We start from the raw sequence: 17,227 nt of genomic DNA, 5'->3' as shown, positions 1-17,227 counted from the left end.
AGCTGTGGCGTGCTACTCAGTTTTGTATCAATTTATTTTTTTTCAAAGTGCTTTTAAGAAGTTCTCGAAAGGTCTTCAAAGACTCCCTACCCTATTTGCTAAAAAATTGTGATTTTTTGCTCGTTTTTATGATTTTAGGTATCAAAATCAAATATTATCATTACTTCAGAACTATAATCTCATAAGGCTTGAAGAAAGTATCATGACTCTTTTCTCTAATAACCGAATTAGATACAGTAAAACAAATCTAACGATCAGCTAAATTCTTTGCAATAAGTTAGAATTGTGTAAATATTAACGACCACGATAATTCTGACTACATTAATGTAAATCTCTTAAAAACTTACCTGCTTGTATTCCAACTTAATAAAAATAGGAATATTAATTAATATCATAACACCTTGAAATCAGAAGTTTATCTCTGCCAATTTATAATATAATTGGACTTATTTTTTATATTTCTTTATATTTTGAGATGTTCGAAAGCATATAATAAATATGGTTTTCACGTAAATTACATTATACATAAATTCCTTTGTGCATATACAAAACGGAAAAATACAGTGCTTGTCCTACGTTCTCTTTTTTTTACATTCGCTTTTTATGCAGCAACATTTGTACAAATGATCATTTGTGCACCTTTTTATTTTTTAATGCCACGCAAAAAAGCATGGATTGTACCTAAAGTGTGGGCACATATTACATTATTTTTGCAAAAATATATTGCTGGCACCAATTATGAAATTGAAGGCGTAGAAAATTTACCAAGTGGCGCTTATATCATTGCTCCAAAACACCAGTCTGCATGGGAAACATTTAGTCTTATACCATATTTTGACGACCCCGTTCTTATTCTTAAGCGCGAACTGACGTGGATTCCCTTTTTCGGATGGTACATGGCAAAAACACAAATTATTCCAATCAATAGAACAACCCCTGTAAAAGCACTTAGAACCATCGTGCAAAAAGCAAAACAAAAAGTAAAACAAGGACGCCAAATTGTAATCTTTCCGGAAGGAACCCGCCAACAACCCGGTCAAGAACCAGATTATAAACCAGGAATTATCGCTCTTTACAATGAATTAAAAATTCCCGTGGTGCCCATTGCTCACAATGCTGGTTTATATTGGCCACGTAATAATTTTCGTCGCTACCCAGGAACAATTCGTGTTCGTATCCTTCCTCCCATTGAAGCTGGCTTAAACAAACGTGATTTCTTAGATACACTCATACAAAAAACAGAAAAAGCCTGTGATGAATTACTTTTATTAGCAGCGCAAGACTCTGTTCCTCCTCCTATGCCTCCCTCTGCAATTAAAAGATTACAAGAACTTGGCTATTATGAAAAATGAACTAATACAATATAATCATCAATCCTCTATTGTATGGACTCAAAGTATTTGCGCACTACATTAAGGTAGTTCTAAATTATGAACAAAAATCCGGATCTACCTAATGCACCAATTATTTTATAAACTATTTTTGTCTTTTGCTATTAGTTTAACAAGTACATTTTCTTTGGCTCATCCCTTTATCTCTGTTGATGTTACAACTGGACACATCTTAGAACACAACCAAGCCTTTGAACGCTGGTACCCTGCTTCATTAACAAAGCTAATGACAGCCTATGTCATTTTTCGTGCTATGAGCACGGGAAAAATCTCACCCAACAAACATATAACCATAAGTGAATATGCCGCAAAAGCTCCGTCCTATCGTTCAGGATATAAAGCCGGTTCTGTTCTTACGCTTGATACAGCCTTAAGTATTACTCTAGTTAAGTCCACTAATGATTTGGCTATCGCCATGAGTGAAGCAATTGCCGGTTCACAAGAAGCCTTTGTACAACAAATGAATGCTGAAGTGCAACGTTTAGGTATGTTTGGAACTCATTTTACCAATGCAAGTGGATTACCAGATCCACAAAATTACTCCACAGCACGTGATATTGCGCTTTTAGCAGTTCAAATTCGTCGAGAATTTCCTCAATATGCCCATTATTTTTCTATACCAGCCATTGATTTTGGTGATAAACGAAAAATCCAGCGAAACTCAAACAACCTTATTGGCCGTTTTAATGGAATAGATGGCATGAAAACGGGCTTTATCTGTGCTTCTGGCTTCAATCTTGTTGCTTCAGCAACTCGTAATCGACGCACGATTATTTCTGTCATTTTAGGATCAAACAGCATAAGTGAAAGAGAAGAAAAAGCTGCTCAACTGCTTGAGGCAGGTTTTTTACGTCAAGGATCACTACAATTTACATTGGCAACATTAGAACCATATGGCACCAAAATGACACAAGCAACTGATATGAAACAACGAATGTGTACTAATGAAGCAGCCAAAATGCACGCGCAATCCTATGATAATCAAGGAAATATTATACTCACTTCACCTTTTATCACGGCTGCACCTTCTTCTATTTTTCCGTTATCCGTAAAACTCATTAGCGCACCGCAGGTACATAAAATGAAAGAAAAACCCTTAAAAAAATCTTACATTCCACATAAAACACAAGCAAATCAATCTAGAACAAAAGCAGTAAGCCGTAATTAATACGCAATTTTATAATTCTGACTACCACTTCTAGGTTTTAGCAAAAAATTTTACTCAACAATATACTATGAATACTGCATTGTTGGATAATAGTTCTGTTTTCATCAATGAACTTAATAAAGCGAGTACTAAATACCTCCCAGTTGAAAAAATTACAGCAGGAATCGTAAAACACACAACTCTTTGTTTATACCGCAATTTGCAAACAATATTCTCAATACATTAAAAAATTTAATTGATGCTATTAATGTGGAGCACTACCAATAATTAAATCATATTATCATTGATAACAACAAACTAACTAATCCCACACATAATTTTACAAGTTCTTTCAATCCGCCCTTTTTAATTCAAAATTCACCACCTCATGTTGTTGCAACATGTAATATATTAAGCATGCTGTTTACACCTACATGCTATCCTGAAATACAAAAACGATTGGCATTAGTTAACAAAATTATCTTCATAATACAGAATTTGCTGTCCCCACAATATTCTCGGTTCGTCTTATAACCACACTCAAAATAATGAACACTACCTATAGCCATTTTTAAGTTCAGTATATCAATTAGAATAAAGTGTTATGGAATAAGCAAGAAATCTGTATTTTACGATAAAATTACACTCACTATTCTAAAGAAGCTGAGATTTTACCGGTATTATAATTGAAAACATAACGTTTTTCGTAAACATCAACCCTTGGAGGCTTACGATTTACTTCAAAGAAATCATAGCCTTCTTTAAGCATCATCCAAAATTGGTAGTGTGGATCATCACGATGGCGCTCCATATTGGTATCAGTCATGCGAAAAGGAAAAGCTTGTAACTGAAATTCTCTTTGTCCACCTCTAAAAGCATCCCGTGCAAAAGCATAAATCTGTGCCATATTTTTATCACTCATAGAATAACAACCTGCAGAAGTGCAAGAACCGTGAACCATAATATGACGACCAGTACGACCATGCGCTTGATCATATAAGTTAGGAAAACCTATATTAAAGGAAAGATAATATTTTGAATAAGGGTTCATCTGATTTGCGCGAATAGTATAAAAACCCTCTGGTGTTTGAAAATCTCCTTCCTTATATTTGGGACCAAGCTGACCTGACCATTTGCAAATGCCATAATGAGCGACCAACACAAAGAGTCCTTTATTGTTCTGTTTCCAAACTTCAGCAACATTTTCTTCTTTAAAAAATCGCATCATAATCGGTGCATATTTATCGATATTGTGCAAAGCCATTCTATTTTTAATTGTTTGTGGTAACGACTGCTCAACTTTAGCTCGAATAGAAGCTGGTAATCTTCCTTCACACCCCGCCAAGAATCCAATTGCAAATAAGATACATACCGCGAGAAATCGGTTTAATACCATAGAATAAAACTCCAATTCATCATTCCTCACAAACAGTGATTATGCTAAAGACCGACCAATTTGAAGGTATTTTTCCCAGCGCTCTTGTTTAATAGTTACACCATCTTTTCCAGCCATAGATTTTAACGCAGTTGCAATAATATCACCCGCAGCATCAATTACGGTCTCTTTGCTCCGATGCGCTCCTCCTAAAGGTTCAGGAATAATGCCATCAATAATCTTTAGCTTATACAAATCTTGAGCGGTAATGCGCATATTCATTGCGGCATCTTTTGCACGGCTAGGATCTCGCCATAAAATAGAAGCTGCCCCTTCTGGTGAAATAACGGAATAAATTGCATGCTCCAACATATAAACCTTATTAGCTGCAGCGATAGCTATAGCTCCCCCTGAACCACCTTCCCCAATAATGACAGAAACAACAGGGACTTTTAAACGCAAAGTAGCTGCTGTTGATTGAGCAATCGCCTCTGCTTGTCCGCGCTCTTCAGCACTAACACCAGGATACGCGCCGGCTGTATCCACAAAAGTTAATAATGGCAAACCAAAACGATCAGCCATTTCCATTATACGCGCAGCTTTACGATACCCTTCTGGACGTGCAGAGCCAAAATTATAGCGTAAACGCGTTTGGGTATCATAGCCCTTTTCTTGACCTATATATGCGACTGCTTCACCTTTAAAGCGTGCAAAACCAGCTTGAATAGCCTCATCTTCAGCAAATTTTCGATCACCAGCTAGAGGTGTAACATCACTCAATAACCGTGCGGAATAATCCATAAAATGAGGACGATCAGGATGGCGAGCTACCTGTGTTTTTTGCCATGGTGATAATTTTTTGTAAATGTCGCGTAATGCTGTTCGAGAACGCATTTCAAGACGCGCAATCTCATCACTCATATCAAGACTGTCTTTTTCTTGAGAAATCTTTTTTAGTTCAAGAATCTGTCCATCAAGATCAGCAACTGGTTTTTCAAAATCAAGATAATTATGCATTGTATCCAACTTATTTGATGTAATTTACACACTTATAATTTATAATCTGCTTTATAAAGTATTTTTTGAAACATTGTCTTTTCTTTACTCATCCTTCTGCTCATCAGCAAGTGGATGACGTTCATTAACCAAACGATAAAGTCCTGCTTCCAATACATGTGTGTAAATCTGAGTAGTAGAAATATCAGAGTGACCTAATAAATGTTGAACTGAGCGCAAATCAGCACCATTTTGCAAAAGATGACTTGCAAAAGCATGACGTAGAACATGAGGAGAGAAGGTATCACTTTTTATTCCTGCTCTTTTCGCGAGCTTTTTCAACTCCCGAGCAACAAGCTGGCGCGCAATATATCCTGTCTCTGAACGAGCAGGAAAAAGATAGGGGCTAGCCACATCCTTTCCCTGATCACGCAAAACTAACCACTGTAAAAGAACTTGGTGTGCCTTTTTTGATAAGAACACTATTCGTTCTTTTTTACCTTTACCTCGAACAAAAATAACATACTCCTTCCCTCGAACAGCCTGAACAGGGAGACTAACCAATTCGCTAATACGTAATCCTGTCGCGTACAACATTTCAACCAACACTTGAAGACGCAATGCATGGAAATATTTTTTACCTCCGTAGGCTGCTTGATTTACTTCAAGCTGAACAAAATCAAGTAATTTTATTACTGCATCTTCACTTATGATTTTTGGCAAAGAACGCCCTTGCAAAGGAGTATCAATATCATCAGACGGATCATCTTCCCTTAACCCCTCTGCATAAAGAAACTGATAAAACTGGCGCAAAGTTGATAAACGACGCACTTGCGAAGACGCAGCAAAACCAATAGTATGCATCAGCGATAATAGGTCGATTAGATCTTCTTTTTGCGCTGAAAAAAGCGAAATAAAGCGTGAAGATAGTTTGTTTTGTGCCCACTGTAAATCATGCTGATAAGCTGCAAGTGTGTGGGGAGAAGAACCCCGCTCAGCACTCATCATTTCGAGAAAACGATCTATAATAACATCACCTTTCATAGATTTCCTTTCGGAGCAAAATTTAATGAATCCAAGGGAACGTAGATAAACATATCTGTTGTTATCGGTTCAACATAAATCACAAGTGATACCATTATACTGAAAAGAACAGTAAGCAAAATGAAAAGAACTATCAAAAATCTGGTTAATGTTGGCATGAGACAATAAACTACCTAAAAAACATTCTATTTTCCTATCATGCCTTACAAAGATTAACAGGAATTGACTTTAAACACGATAAATGCCGAAATAAAACCATGAGAAACAATCAATCTAAACGTATTCCAATGACACAAATCAAGAAACAGCTCTTATCGTCTCTTAATAGACGAGCACTTGTACTTGTAGGTCTTATGGGAGCAGGTAAATCAGCGATAGGAAGACGCGTTGCTACCATGCTCGATTTGCCCTTTTATGATTCTGACCAAGAAATTGAAAAATATGCACAAATGAAAATTATTGAACTCTTTAAAATTTATGGTGAATCAGAATTTCGTTCTCTTGAACAAAATATTATTCTCAACCTCATAAAAAAAAATCCCCTTGTTTTAGCAACAGGTGGAGGTGCCTACATAAATGAAGATATCCGAAAAGCCATTCATGAAAATGGTATATCTATATGGCTTAAAGCAGATCTTAATATCCTCATGAAACGTATTTCACAGCGACCAACACGACCTCTACTTCAAACAGAAAATCCTAGAGAAACCATGCAAAAACTTATAGAACAACGCAATCCTATCTATGCACAAGCAAACTTAACAGTTAACAGTTGTGAAGAAAGCCGTTACACCATAGCACAAAATGTCATACGGTCTGTACAGAACTACTTGTGTGCAGAAAACAATGATAGGAATAGCAAACATGCAAACTAAGATAGTTACTGTTAAACTAAATAAACACCGTTATGATATAATAATTGGATCAGGTTTGATTACGCAAATTGCTCTGCAAATTAAGCACTCTCTTGACAAAAAAAATCTTTATCCACCACGTTTGGCTATTATTACAGACACAAATATCGCTTCTCTGCATTTAAAAACACTGCAAACAGAATTAACAAAAAATAAAATTCATACTGTTTCAATCATAGTAGAAGCAGGTGAGCAATCAAAATCATTTTCCACTCTGCAAACTGTAATTGATAAAATTCTTGCTGCTCGCCTAGAAAGAGGCGATTGCGTTATTGCGTTTGGTGGTGGTGTTATTGGTGACCTAGGAGGTTTTGCTGCAAGCATTATACGCCGAGGGATGAATTTTATTCAAATCCCCACAACACTTCTCGCACAAATTGACTCTTCTATTGGTGGAAAAACAGGAATCAATAGCCAATATGGTAAAAATCTTATTGGTTCTTTTTATCAACCTCAATGTGTGATCACTGATACTTGTATTCTTGATACACTTCCGTTGCGTGAATTTCGTGCTGGCTATGCAGAAATGGTCAAATACGGACTCATTAACCAACCTGATTTTTTTGAATGGCTTGAAAAAAACAGGAAAAAAATTTTTTCTAATGACCCAGTACGAACAGAAGCCATTGTCCTTGCATGCCAATTTAAAGCTGACATTGTAGCACGTGATGAATATGAAACGGGTGAACGTGCATTATTAAACCTTGGCCATACATTTGGACATATGCTTGAAACAGCAACTGATTATGACTCGAACCGTTTAATTCATGGAGAAAGTGTAGCAATAGGGATGATTTTATCTCATCAATTCTCCGCTCAACTCAATTTAATTGATCCCACACTCGTACAACGCGTCGAAACACACCTTAAAGCCGCAGGATTGCCCACACGATTAGAGGATATTCCAGGTGAACTGCCAAATGCCGAAGCACTCATGACTTTTATTGCTCAAGATAAAAAAATCTCACAAAACAGTTTAACCTTCATCTTAACACGTGGACTTGGTCAATCATTTATCGCAAAAAATATTGCACCAGATACAGTTCTAACTTTTCTAAAACAAAAATTAGCAAAAATTAGCTAATCTATATTGAATATAATTGATTCGTTTTTATACTTCTATTAAAGGAAGAGGTGTGATGGTGTGATTATGTCTGCGTAGCTCAGTAGGATAGAGCACAGGATTCCTAAAGAAATTGGGCACCTTAAGGAGAAATCCTCAAAGTGAATCTGCTCAAATTCGGGGAAAGCTTCATGGGATACTATATGCCAATCCCGAGCCAAGCCTCTATTTAAAATAAGAGGAAGGTGTAGAGACTGAACGGGCAGCACCTAAAAAGCACAAGCTTTAGGGTGAAGAGACAGTCCAGACCACGAACAGCCTGTGCAAAGCTGGCGATGAAAATCGAAGTGGTATGAATCCTGGGGTCGCAGGTTCGAATCCTGCCGTGGACACCATCGCGCATTAATCGAGTTATTCTTTATGTATGATAAGGAAATATTATGAAAAAAACTTTACCAATCTTAGGATTTTTTGCTGCTTTAAGTTTATTGCTCTTCAGCTCAATCAGTGTCTTTGCAGGCTCTTTAGTCATTGAAGTACCAGATAGCCCAGAGCCAACAACAAAGACTGTTGCTTATCAGTGCGATAATGGAACGAGTAAACAGCGTGTTGAAGCAATTTATCTAAACGCCGGAAGTATTTCATTGGTAGATCTCAAATGGAAAGGCGAGCGTATTATTGCTGCTAATGTGATCGCTTCCTCAGGAACAAAATATGTAGGAGAGCAGTATATTTGGTGGGACGCAAACAATGAAGCCACACTTTACGATCTTATCAATGATCCAGAACAAGTAAAACCTATCAACTGTAAAGAAGAATCGACACTGCTCTTCTAAAATAATTAAGGATATATTATGAAAAAAACTTTACCAATCTTAGGATTTTTTACTGCCTTAAGTTTATTGCTCTTCAGCTCAATCAGCGCCTTCGCTGGTTCTTTAATCATTGAAGTACCAGATGATTCAAAACCAGAAACTCAGACTGTTGCCTATCAGTGCGATACAGGAACAAGTAAAGAGCACGTTGAAGTAACTTATCTAAACGCCGGAAGTATTTCATTAGTTGATTTCAAATGGAAAGATAAACGAATCGTCGGCGCTAATGTGATATCTGCCTCAGGAGCGAAATACGCGGGAGATCAATATATTTGGTGGACGAGTAAAAATGAAGCAATATTTTACGATCTTATCAATGATCCAGAAGAAGATAAACCTATTCGCTGTGTAGAAGAAAAGGATAAAAAATAAAATTCTTGCACATCAAAATTCCATTGGCTCTAATCGTGTGTTGTTCCTTCTGATGCAGATGATCTTTTTTTTGTCTGATACGATAAAAGAGCCAGTGACTTTTCTGATTTATCTTCAGCATGGTATCGATAAGCTGCTGCCTGTGACAAAAGTATAGAAGCTACTGGTGCTGTCACAAGCAAAAATAGCATCATCAATATTTCATGAAAAATAAAACGATGATCTACAAATATTGAATAAAGAAATGAGGCAATGAGAACGCTACCCGCCCCCCAACTCGCACTCATTGAAGGCATATGTAAACGCTCATAAAAATTAGAAAGACGCACCAACCCTATAGTTCCAATCAGTGTAAGACCAGACCCAACTATTAAAAAAACGGTAATAACAATAGCAACGACAAGAGATACATCATCCTTCATTCAATAATTTCTCCACGCATTAAAAATTTTGCAAAAGCTATACTTGAAACAGAACCTAAAAGCCCAATAATAAGGGCTGTTACAAAATAAATTGTTGTTCCTGAACGAATATCAAATGTAAGAAACAAAAGAACAGTGATCATATAAAGAGAATCCAAACCAACGATCCTATCCTGCGCTCTTGGGCCACGGATTAACCGAAATAGCGCTAAAATCATCGCTATACTTAAAAAACTCTGCGAAATAAAAATCCCCCAATAAAGGATCATCATATTCATTAAAAAATCTCCAAAAGTAATTGCTCATACCGTTGTTTTATTAACTGCTGATAATTATATTCATTTTTAAAATTTAATACATGAATCAAAAGTTCACTATTTTTGCTATTATATGTAACCCAAACGGTTCCCGGAGTTACCGACAAGATACACGCCAAAATCGCTAAAGCAGCGCGACTCTCAAGCGCAAGAGGCACTATAACAAAACCAGACTGTTGTCTTTGAGATTTTTTTGTTAAAACAAACCAGGCTACTGAAATATTGGAAGTGATAGAATCTATACCGGCTCGAAAAATCAGACGAAAAACCGCACTCCAATTTTTAATAATGATCTTTTCTGGCTCAAGTAATCGCATCATCAAGCCACAAAATAAAGCAATAATACTCCCCAAAAGAAATTGGCCTAAACTAAAGCCATTTAAAATTAGCCACATAAAAATAATTACACTACTAAAAAAGGGATAAGGATAAAAATAATTCATCGCTTAATCTCCATATTTTCAAGAGAAAAATCAGTTAAAACACTTCCAATATAATGCTGAGGATCATGCAAAATCCTAACAGTTTTAGACATATAACGAATAACAGGATCAGCCATAATTGTCATAAGAAAACATATAGCAAGAAGAACTGCTACAGGCGCAAATTCAATCATTTGCACACGAGGAACTTTACCTTCAAGAGAAACCCAAAAAGTGCGTATACCAATTCGTGTCATTGCAATCAAAGCTGCAAAACCAGAAATGATGAAAAAAATTATAAAAATCCAATCACGTAAAATTGGTATAGAGTTATGAAGGTTCTCTTTACTGTGATTTAAAATAGCCATGATCATCATAAATTTAGCAACAAAACCAGAAAAAGGTGGTAACCCAATAATTAAAATAGCACATATACTGAAGCAGCCCCCAAGAATTGCCAAAGTTACAGGCAAATAAGAGCCAATTTCATCTTCTTCCTCTTCTTCATCGTCACCATATACCTCCATAGTAACAGCCAAAACACTGGCAGCTACATCTTGACAACGCTCAACCAATTCCACCAAAAGAAAAAAAGCTCCAAGAGCTAAAGTTGAAGAAACAATATAAAATAACGCACCTGCAGTTAATGCGGCATTGCCCATACCAATTACTGTCAACAATGTACCAGAAGATACAAGAATGCTGTAAGCTGCTAAACGCACCAAAATCTGGCTAGCGAGAACACCAATAAAACCAAAAGTCATAGTAGCAATCCCACCATAAAATAAAACCGTATGACCAAAATGGCTAAAATATCCGCTTCCAGAACCAAACCATAACAGCACTAAACGCAAAATAACATAAACACCTACCTTGCTCAAAATAACGAAAGAAGCCCCAACAGGCGCTGCTGCTGCACTATAAGTTGGTATTAACCAAAAATTAAGCGGCCACATGCCAGCTTTAAGTAAAAAAGCAATACCCAAAAGCACAACACCTATTTCAAATAAAACAATATCCGTAGAAGCTATATGCTTTATTTTGATAGCTAGGTCAGCCATGTTGAGGGTACCAACAATTCCATAAATAAGTGCAGTACCGATTAGGAAAAATGACGAAGCAACAAGATTAACTGCCACATAATGCAACCCTGCACGTATGCGTGCTTGACCAGAACCATGCAAAGCAAGCCCATAAGAAGCCGTTAGCATAACTTCAAAAAACACAAATAAGTTAAAGAGATCACCCGTTAAGAAAGCACCGTTAATCCCCACCATAAAAAATTGCATCAATGATTGAAAATGAGCACCAGCCTTATGCCAATAAGCCTGCGCAAAAACTAGTGCAGCAGTTATCAACAAACTTGAAAGTAAAAGCATCATAGCGCTTAAGCAATCAAGAACTAAAATAATTCCATAAGGAGAGGGCCAATTACCAAACCGATAAACATCAGAAGCTGGTGCCACTTCAATAGTACGTATAATCAATAAAATAGAAATAACAATCAACAATCCCGCAGAGGAAATGCTAATAAATGATTTAAGTTTTGAACGACGCTCATCACAGAAGAGCAGAAGTGCCCCAGTAATTAGTGGTAAAAGAATAGGTAAAATAATAAGATGATGCATCCATCCTTCCATTACTGCACCTCACGTCCATCAACGTGATCTGACCCTGTTAAACCGCGTGAAACTAAAAGGATAACCAAGAACAAAGCCGTTGTTGCAAAACCAATTACAATAGCTGTCAAAACTAAAGTTTGTGGGAAAGGATCAACATAATTAGCCGGATTGATCACGGTAGATGGATCAACAATCGGTGCAGCATTGCTGCGCGGTCTACTCATCGAAAACATAAAAAGATTGACACCATAGGAGATCAAAGACAAACCGAGAATAACCTGAAAAGTACGTGGACGTAAAAGAAGCCAAATGCCTGATCCAATAAGAATACCAATACCCAAAGAAAGAACAATTTCCATTAGTTTCCCTTCTCTTTTTTACTAGGCCTCTTACCGATTCGATAACTACGAATTGATTGATGTGCAAGTGCGATTAAAATGAGAACAGTTGCTCCCAACACCAAAGAAAATACGCCAAAATCAAATAAAAAAGCAGATGCAATAGGAATATTTCCAACCAATGGAAAGTGAATATATTGAAAAAAGGATGTCAAAAAAGGATACCCAAAGAAACAAGAGCCCAAGCCCGTTGCTACTGATAACAATAATCCAAATCCTATCCAACGCAAAGGCAAAATCTTCAATCGACTTTCTACCCAACGAATATCACGAGCCAAATATTGCAAAATAAACCCTATCGCTAGAGTCACACCACCAGCAAATCCACCTCCTGGAAGATCATGACCTCGCATAAATAAATAAATAGCAAAAGCAATAATAACTGGAAAAAGCCAACACATAATAACAGAAGGAATAGCTAAATAATCCGATACGGTATCCCCTACATTTCGATCAGGCTGTGCCGTATCAAAAGCTCTTTGAATACGTTGCTGAAAAGGAGCATCAATGCTTTCAGGAGCAGGGCGAAACCGCCGTAAAAGAGCAAAGACAGTAAGTGACACAACACCTAAAACGACACTTTCTCCCATTGTATCAAAACCACGAAAATCAACTAACAATACATTCACAACATTACGACCACCTGCACCAGAATAGGCATGAGTTAGGAAAAAATCGGAAATTGTTTCGCCTTGAGGCCGTGTCATCACCACGAAGGATAGCAATCCTATACTAGTACCTCCGATAAATGCTATGATAAAATCACGCATACGACGCAAGCGTACTAAAAAGCCAACAGATGTTGGAGAAGAATCATGCAAACGTTGAGGCAACCACCGCAAACCAAGCAGTAACAAAACTGCTGTCACAACTTCAACAACCAATTGTGTTATTGCCAAATCAGGCGCAGAAAGCCATAAAAAGGTTGCGCAAGTCATCAAACCAGCACCCCCTAATAACATTAGTGATGCAAAACGGTGAAATTTTGCTTTCCAAGCAACCAAAAGTGCACATAATCCACCAACTAACCAAAGAATGAGAAAAGGCAGATCAAGCGGAAAAAGTGGCAAAGAACCAGCTGAGACTAAACCATCATGCCAAAGTACGAAACCAACAAATGCGAAACACACTAAAAAAAGACAGTGTAATTGCGTTTGCAAACGGCGTGTTGACAACAAAGATTCTGCTGTACGTGCCCATTTCCAAGAAATGATCACGAGAATTCTTTCAAAAATACGTGTTCCTTTCAAATGACGAAAAAAAGGGGGCCCATCATCACAGGATAAAAAGTAACGATGCCCTATGGCATAAAGTAATACGCCCCCTGATAAAGCGACCAAACTCATTATTAAAGGAGTATTAAACCCATGCCAAACAGCTAAACTATAAGAAGGCGCCGTTAATCCTAAAACAGATATGACAGCACTATCCAAAATAGATCCTATTGTTAAATTAGGAAAAATACCGACTGCCAAACAAATAAACACTAAAAGTTCCATCGGAAGACGCATAAAACGTGGTGGTTCATGTGGTATTTTAGGTAAATCAACAGGCTTTGGTCCTAAAAATATACCATGAATAAAACGTACCGAATAAGTTACACTGAATAAGCTAGCTAATGTTGCTACATAAGGCACAATCCAATCCAGCCATGATTCCATATGCGTTTCAACTGCTTCAGAAAAAAACATCTCCTTCGATAAAAAACCATTCAGCAAAGGAACACCAGCCATCGCTGCACTCGCCACTAAAGCGAGAGTAGCGGTAATAGGCATAGAGCGAAAAAGTCCCGTAAGCTTACGCATATCACGAGTTCCTGTTTCGTGATTAATGATGCCCGCTGCCATAAACAAAGAAGCTTTAAACGTAGCATGATTGGCCATATGAAAAATGGCTGCAACGCATGCAAGTGGGCTACCAAAACTTAAAAGCGTAGTAATCAACCCAAGATGACTAATAGTTGAATAAGCAAGAAGTCCTTTTAAGTCTTGCTGAAACATGGAAAAATAAGCACCAAGAAGCAGTGTGGAAAGGCCGGAAAAGCCAATCAACCAAAACCAAGACTCTGTTCCAGATAAAACTGGCCATAAACGCACAAGTAAAAACAATCCTGCTTTCACCATTGTTGCAGAATGCAAATAAGATGATACAGGTGTTGGAGCAGCCATCGCGTTGGGTAGCCAAAAATGAAAAGGAAACTGCGCACTTTTTGTTAATCCTCCCAATAAAATACAAATAAGGACAAAATTATAAAGGGAACTTGACCGGATCAGATCCCCAGACTGCAATACCTTATCCAAATCAAAACTACCGACAATGTAACCAATCAGTAAAACCCCAATAAAAAGAGCAAAACCGCCAAAACTTGTGGTTATTAAAGCCATACGTGCACCATCACGCGCACTTGCATTATGGTACCAATAGCCTATCAATAAAAAAGAAAAAATACTGGTTAGCTCCCAAAAAACAATCAAAAATATGAGATTACCTGATAAAACTATTCCTGTCATCGATCCCATAAAGGCGAGAAAAAAGGAAAAAAACCTCGGTACAAAATCTGCTGGATCCATGTAATAACGCGCATAGACAACAACGAGCAGCCCAATCCCTGTAATAAGCAAGCAAAAAAGCCACGATAAACCATCTATACGGAGAATTAAATTAACTCCCCACTCTGGAAGCCAAAAAATATCCAAACGTATCGTGTGGCTTTTATTGACTGCAGGATAAAGCATCATCGTAAAAAGGAAACTGACAAATGCGATAAATCCAGCAAACCACGCTTCATTATTTTTAGCAGTTGAACGAAAAAAACCAATGGTTATGCTGCCACAAAAAGGAAGCAAGACTAACGATATTAACATAGCTTCCCATTTTGTCATTCCCTACACTCCAAGCTTTTTTGCATATTTTTATGATAGCAAATAAAAAGAGAAAACGAAAAACTACATCGCTATCTCTTATTTCACATTTTACAATCAATATTAGAATTTAACACATTGAAAATTATTATAAAACAAATCTTTCATAAGAAAAATCGTACAAAAATACAAAATGCCTAAAAGCTCTTTTATCTTTGTATATTTGGTTTTTTAAAAATATGAGAAAAGCACTGTCTACGAGGCCCATGAAAAGGCTGATAACTATTATCGTTTTGATCGTAAGAACGATAACGAGCTGTACAAGAATCAATATGTTGCTTAGACATCCATAGCTTTCTTTCCTCTAAAGAAGAAACAAAAAGGGCACTTTTTGAAGCTGATCTTTCTTTTAACAAAACAGGTTTTGCGTTTAAATGCTCAGATGCAGAAAATGCTGTTTCAGGATACCACCAATTATCAATATATTTGCGATAACCACGCCGATAATTACGATAGCCTTTGAAACCATTAAGCTCTCTACGCCCCGTCACCCTTAAAGAATGCAAACCCTCTTGAGGAGAAGATGAAGAAATCCATTTTTCCTCAATATTACCTTTTTGCGCCGAATCAGCGCCTTTTATGCTATTAGCTATTATAGCTAAAAAACTTCCAATGGACACAAGAAGCAAAGCATAAGACAAATTCTTTATTACAAGCATAAAACAAATCTCACAATAACTGAACCAAAATTAAGTTACAGAAAGCCTTTCATTGCTAAAGGTAAACAGATTCTACTTTATAAAATTCTTTTTTCTTGAGACATTCTGTAACTACATGTACTAAACGTTAGTGTGAACAATAAGATCCTTTAGCAGAAAATGGATAAATAATGATTAGGACTCCCTATTATCTTATCGATAAATCTCAGCTTATAAAAAATATGGAAATTATCGCTGACTTACGGGAAATATCAGGAGCAAAAATTTTGCTAGCTTTAAAATGCTTTGCAACATGGAGCCTCTTTGATTTTATGTCTGAATATATGGATGGAACTACATCATCATCTCTTTATGAACTGCGTTTAGGAAAAGAAAAATTTGGTAAAGAAACTCACGCTTATTCAGTGGCTTGGGCAGATAATGAAATTGATGAAGCCTGTAGCTATGCAGACAAAATTATCTTTAATTCAATTCAACAGCTTAAACGTTTTGCTAACGCTACAAAAACCATTCAACGGGGTTTAAGGCTGAATCCAGGGATTAGCGCATCAAATTTTGATCTTGCCAATCCCTCACGCCCTTTTAGTCGCTTAGGTGAAATTGATAAAAATACTGTTAAAGAAGTTTTACCCTTAATCAACGGCTTGATGATCCACAATAATTGCGAAAACACTGATTTTAATCTTTTTAATCAAATGCTTGGTCACATTGAAGAAAAATTTGCAGAACTTTTCGCTGCAGTTGACTGGATTAGCCTTGGCGGTGGCATTCATTTTACCGCTGAAAATTATCCTCTGGTAGCGTTCGCAGAACGCTTAAAACATTTTTCTAAAACCCACAATGTTACAGTTTTTCTAGAACCAGGAGAAGCCGCAATTACCAAAAGCACCACACTGGAAGTAAGCGTTCTTGATACATTATATAACGAAAAAAACATTGCTATCGTTGATAGCTCAATCGAAGCTCATATGCTTGATCTTTTAATTTATCGCGAAAATGCCAAATTAGAACCGAATCAAGGACCCCATGAAATTATGGTTTGTGGAAAATCCTGTCTTGCTGGTGATATTTTTGGAACATTCCGATTTGCTGAACCACTTCAAATAGGGGATAGACTGTCTTTTCAAGATGCAGCAGGTTATACAATGGTCAAGAAAAACTGGTTTAATGGCGTTACAATGCCCGCAATTGTTATCAAGGAACATGATGGATCCTTAACGATTCAGCGTCAATTTAACTACAATGATTATAAAACAAGCCTTTCATAATCAAAATGTTATACAATAAAA

The 17,227-nt window shown here is 36.9% G+C and carries 17 protein-coding genes; 7 read left to right on the top strand and 10 right to left on the bottom strand.

Translation table 11 applies throughout. From position 1 onward, the window contains the following. Positions 1-563 precede the first annotated feature (563 nt). Together V3565_RS03610 and V3565_RS03605 are read left to right on the top strand one after the other, a co-directional pair. Entirely contained in the window at positions 564-1,352 is a 789-nt protein-coding gene (locus tag V3565_RS03610) for a lysophospholipid acyltransferase family protein (protein WP_455477854.1), read from the top strand. A 103-nt stretch (positions 1,353-1,455) separates the two neighbouring features. Continuing rightward, positions 1,456-2,559 carry a D-alanyl-D-alanine carboxypeptidase family protein gene (locus tag V3565_RS03605; RefSeq protein WP_455477853.1) on the top strand — a complete coding sequence of 368 codons (1,104 nt, stop codon included), beginning with the start codon at positions 1,456-1,458 and terminating at the stop codon, positions 2,557-2,559. 628 nt (positions 2,560-3,187) lie between these two features. Here V3565_RS03605 and V3565_RS03600 read toward each other — a convergent pair. From V3565_RS03600 to V3565_RS03590, 3 genes are all read right to left on the bottom strand, one after another. Next, positions 3,188-3,934, bottom strand: a complete 747-nt coding sequence (locus V3565_RS03600) for a L,D-transpeptidase family protein (RefSeq protein WP_455477852.1) — start codon at positions 3,932-3,934, stop codon at positions 3,188-3,190. A gap of 39 nt (positions 3,935-3,973) precedes the next feature. Continuing rightward, entirely contained in the window at positions 3,974-4,930 is a 957-nt protein-coding gene (locus V3565_RS03595; RefSeq protein ID WP_455477851.1) for an acetyl-CoA carboxylase carboxyltransferase subunit alpha, read from the bottom strand. A gap of 84 nt (positions 4,931-5,014) precedes the next feature. After that, positions 5,015-5,953 (bottom strand): site-specific tyrosine recombinase XerD, encoded by a 939-nt coding sequence (locus tag V3565_RS03590; RefSeq protein ID WP_455477850.1) that lies wholly within the window; start codon positions 5,951-5,953, stop codon positions 5,015-5,017. Between the two features lie 257 nt (positions 5,954-6,210). Between V3565_RS03590 and V3565_RS03585 the strand changes: the two genes are divergently transcribed. From V3565_RS03585 to V3565_RS03570, 4 genes are all read left to right on the top strand, one after another. Then, positions 6,211-6,828 carry a shikimate kinase gene (locus V3565_RS03585; protein ID WP_455477849.1) on the top strand — a complete coding sequence of 206 codons (618 nt, stop codon included), beginning with the start codon at positions 6,211-6,213 and terminating at the stop codon, positions 6,826-6,828. Next, complete coding sequence (gene aroB / locus V3565_RS03580; protein WP_455477848.1) at positions 6,818-7,951, top strand: 3-dehydroquinate synthase; 1,134 nt, start codon at positions 6,818-6,820, stop codon at positions 7,949-7,951. The genes V3565_RS03585 and aroB overlap by 11 nt, the downstream gene beginning before the upstream one ends. A gap of 419 nt (positions 7,952-8,370) precedes the next feature. Continuing rightward, entirely contained in the window at positions 8,371-8,766 is a 396-nt protein-coding gene (locus V3565_RS03575; RefSeq protein ID WP_455477847.1) for an MliC family protein, read from the top strand. An 18-nt stretch (positions 8,767-8,784) separates the two neighbouring features. Further along, positions 8,785-9,177, top strand: coding sequence for an MliC family protein (locus V3565_RS03570; RefSeq protein ID WP_455477846.1), 393 nt, complete (start codon positions 8,785-8,787; stop codon positions 9,175-9,177). Between the two features lie 29 nt (positions 9,178-9,206). Here the strand turns inward: V3565_RS03570 and mnhG are convergent, their stop codons facing one another. The 7 genes from mnhG to V3565_RS03535 all read right to left on the bottom strand — a co-directional run bounded on the left by mnhG (position 9,207) and on the right by V3565_RS03535 (position 15,938). Then, positions 9,207-9,599 (bottom strand): monovalent cation/H(+) antiporter subunit G, encoded by a 393-nt coding sequence (mnhG, locus tag V3565_RS03565; RefSeq protein WP_455477845.1) that lies wholly within the window; start codon positions 9,597-9,599, stop codon positions 9,207-9,209. Continuing rightward, positions 9,596-9,877: a K+/H+ antiporter subunit F gene (locus V3565_RS03560; RefSeq protein ID WP_455477844.1), complete on the bottom strand. Its 282-nt coding sequence runs from the start codon at positions 9,875-9,877 to the stop codon at positions 9,596-9,598. The genes mnhG and V3565_RS03560 overlap by 4 nt, the downstream gene beginning before the upstream one ends. Next, the gene (locus V3565_RS03555; RefSeq protein WP_455477843.1) at positions 9,877-10,359 is read right to left on the bottom strand and encodes a Na+/H+ antiporter subunit E; all 483 of its coding nucleotides are present in this window, start codon (positions 10,357-10,359) and stop codon (positions 9,877-9,879) included. The genes V3565_RS03560 and V3565_RS03555 overlap by 1 nt, the downstream gene beginning before the upstream one ends. Continuing rightward, positions 10,356-11,978 carry a monovalent cation/H+ antiporter subunit D gene (locus V3565_RS03550; protein WP_455477842.1) on the bottom strand — a complete coding sequence of 541 codons (1,623 nt, stop codon included), beginning with the start codon at positions 11,976-11,978 and terminating at the stop codon, positions 10,356-10,358. Before V3565_RS03550 ends, V3565_RS03555 begins: the two co-directional genes overlap by 4 nt. Then, positions 11,978-12,319 carry a Na+/H+ antiporter subunit C gene (locus V3565_RS03545; RefSeq protein ID WP_455477841.1) on the bottom strand — a complete coding sequence of 114 codons (342 nt, stop codon included), beginning with the start codon at positions 12,317-12,319 and terminating at the stop codon, positions 11,978-11,980. The genes V3565_RS03550 and V3565_RS03545 overlap by 1 nt, the downstream gene beginning before the upstream one ends. Next, complete coding sequence (locus V3565_RS03540) at positions 12,319-15,240, bottom strand: monovalent cation/H+ antiporter subunit A (protein WP_455477840.1); 2,922 nt, start codon at positions 15,238-15,240, stop codon at positions 12,319-12,321. The genes V3565_RS03545 and V3565_RS03540 overlap by 1 nt, the downstream gene beginning before the upstream one ends. 188 nt (positions 15,241-15,428) lie before the next feature. Further along, positions 15,429-15,938, bottom strand: a complete 510-nt coding sequence (locus V3565_RS03535; protein WP_455477839.1) for a BA14K family protein — start codon at positions 15,936-15,938, stop codon at positions 15,429-15,431. Positions 15,939-16,108: 170 nt separating this feature from the next. Between V3565_RS03535 and V3565_RS03530 the strand changes: the two genes are divergently transcribed. Next, on the top strand, positions 16,109-17,206 hold the full coding sequence (locus V3565_RS03530; protein WP_455477838.1) for a carboxynorspermidine decarboxylase: 1,098 nt from the start codon (positions 16,109-16,111) through the stop codon (positions 17,204-17,206). Positions 17,207-17,227 lie beyond the last annotated feature (21 nt).

This window comes from Bartonella sp. B10, from assembly GCF_053794435.1.
This window is presented reverse-complemented; position numbering and strand designations above follow the sequence as displayed.

Bases quoted from the DNA above. Each gene is read 5' to 3' on its own strand.
- aroB (WP_455477848.1), top strand. From the start codon at position 6,818: ATGCAAACTAAGATAGTTACTGTTAAACTAAATAAACACCGTTATGAT.
- V3565_RS03560 (WP_455477844.1), bottom strand. From the start codon at position 9,877: ATGAATATGATGATCCTTTATTGGGGGATTTTTATTTCGCAGAGTTTT.
- V3565_RS03605 (WP_455477853.1), top strand. From the start codon at position 1,456: ATGCACCAATTATTTTATAAACTATTTTTGTCTTTTGCTATTAGTTTA.
- V3565_RS03540 (WP_455477840.1), bottom strand. From the start codon at position 15,240: ATGACAAAATGGGAAGCTATGTTAATATCGTTAGTCTTGCTTCCTTTT.
- V3565_RS03535 (WP_455477839.1), bottom strand. From the start codon at position 15,938: ATGCTTGTAATAAAGAATTTGTCTTATGCTTTGCTTCTTGTGTCCATT.
- V3565_RS03575 (WP_455477847.1), top strand. From the start codon at position 8,371: ATGAAAAAAACTTTACCAATCTTAGGATTTTTTGCTGCTTTAAGTTTA.
- V3565_RS03585 (WP_455477849.1), top strand. From the start codon at position 6,211: ATGAGAAACAATCAATCTAAACGTATTCCAATGACACAAATCAAGAAA.
- V3565_RS03600 (WP_455477852.1), bottom strand. From the start codon at position 3,934: ATGGTATTAAACCGATTTCTCGCGGTATGTATCTTATTTGCAATTGGA.
- V3565_RS03595 (WP_455477851.1), bottom strand. From the start codon at position 4,930: ATGCATAATTATCTTGATTTTGAAAAACCAGTTGCTGATCTTGATGGA.
- V3565_RS03530 (WP_455477838.1), top strand. From the start codon at position 16,109: ATGATTAGGACTCCCTATTATCTTATCGATAAATCTCAGCTTATAAAA.
- mnhG (WP_455477845.1), bottom strand. From the start codon at position 9,599: ATGAAGGATGATGTATCTCTTGTCGTTGCTATTGTTATTACCGTTTTT.
- V3565_RS03555 (WP_455477843.1), bottom strand. From the start codon at position 10,359: ATGAATTATTTTTATCCTTATCCCTTTTTTAGTAGTGTAATTATTTTT.
- V3565_RS03545 (WP_455477841.1), bottom strand. From the start codon at position 12,319: ATGGAAATTGTTCTTTCTTTGGGTATTGGTATTCTTATTGGATCAGGC.
- V3565_RS03590 (WP_455477850.1), bottom strand. From the start codon at position 5,953: ATGAAAGGTGATGTTATTATAGATCGTTTTCTCGAAATGATGAGTGCT.
- V3565_RS03570 (WP_455477846.1), top strand. From the start codon at position 8,785: ATGAAAAAAACTTTACCAATCTTAGGATTTTTTACTGCCTTAAGTTTA.
- V3565_RS03550 (WP_455477842.1), bottom strand. From the start codon at position 11,978: ATGGAAGGATGGATGCATCATCTTATTATTTTACCTATTCTTTTACCA.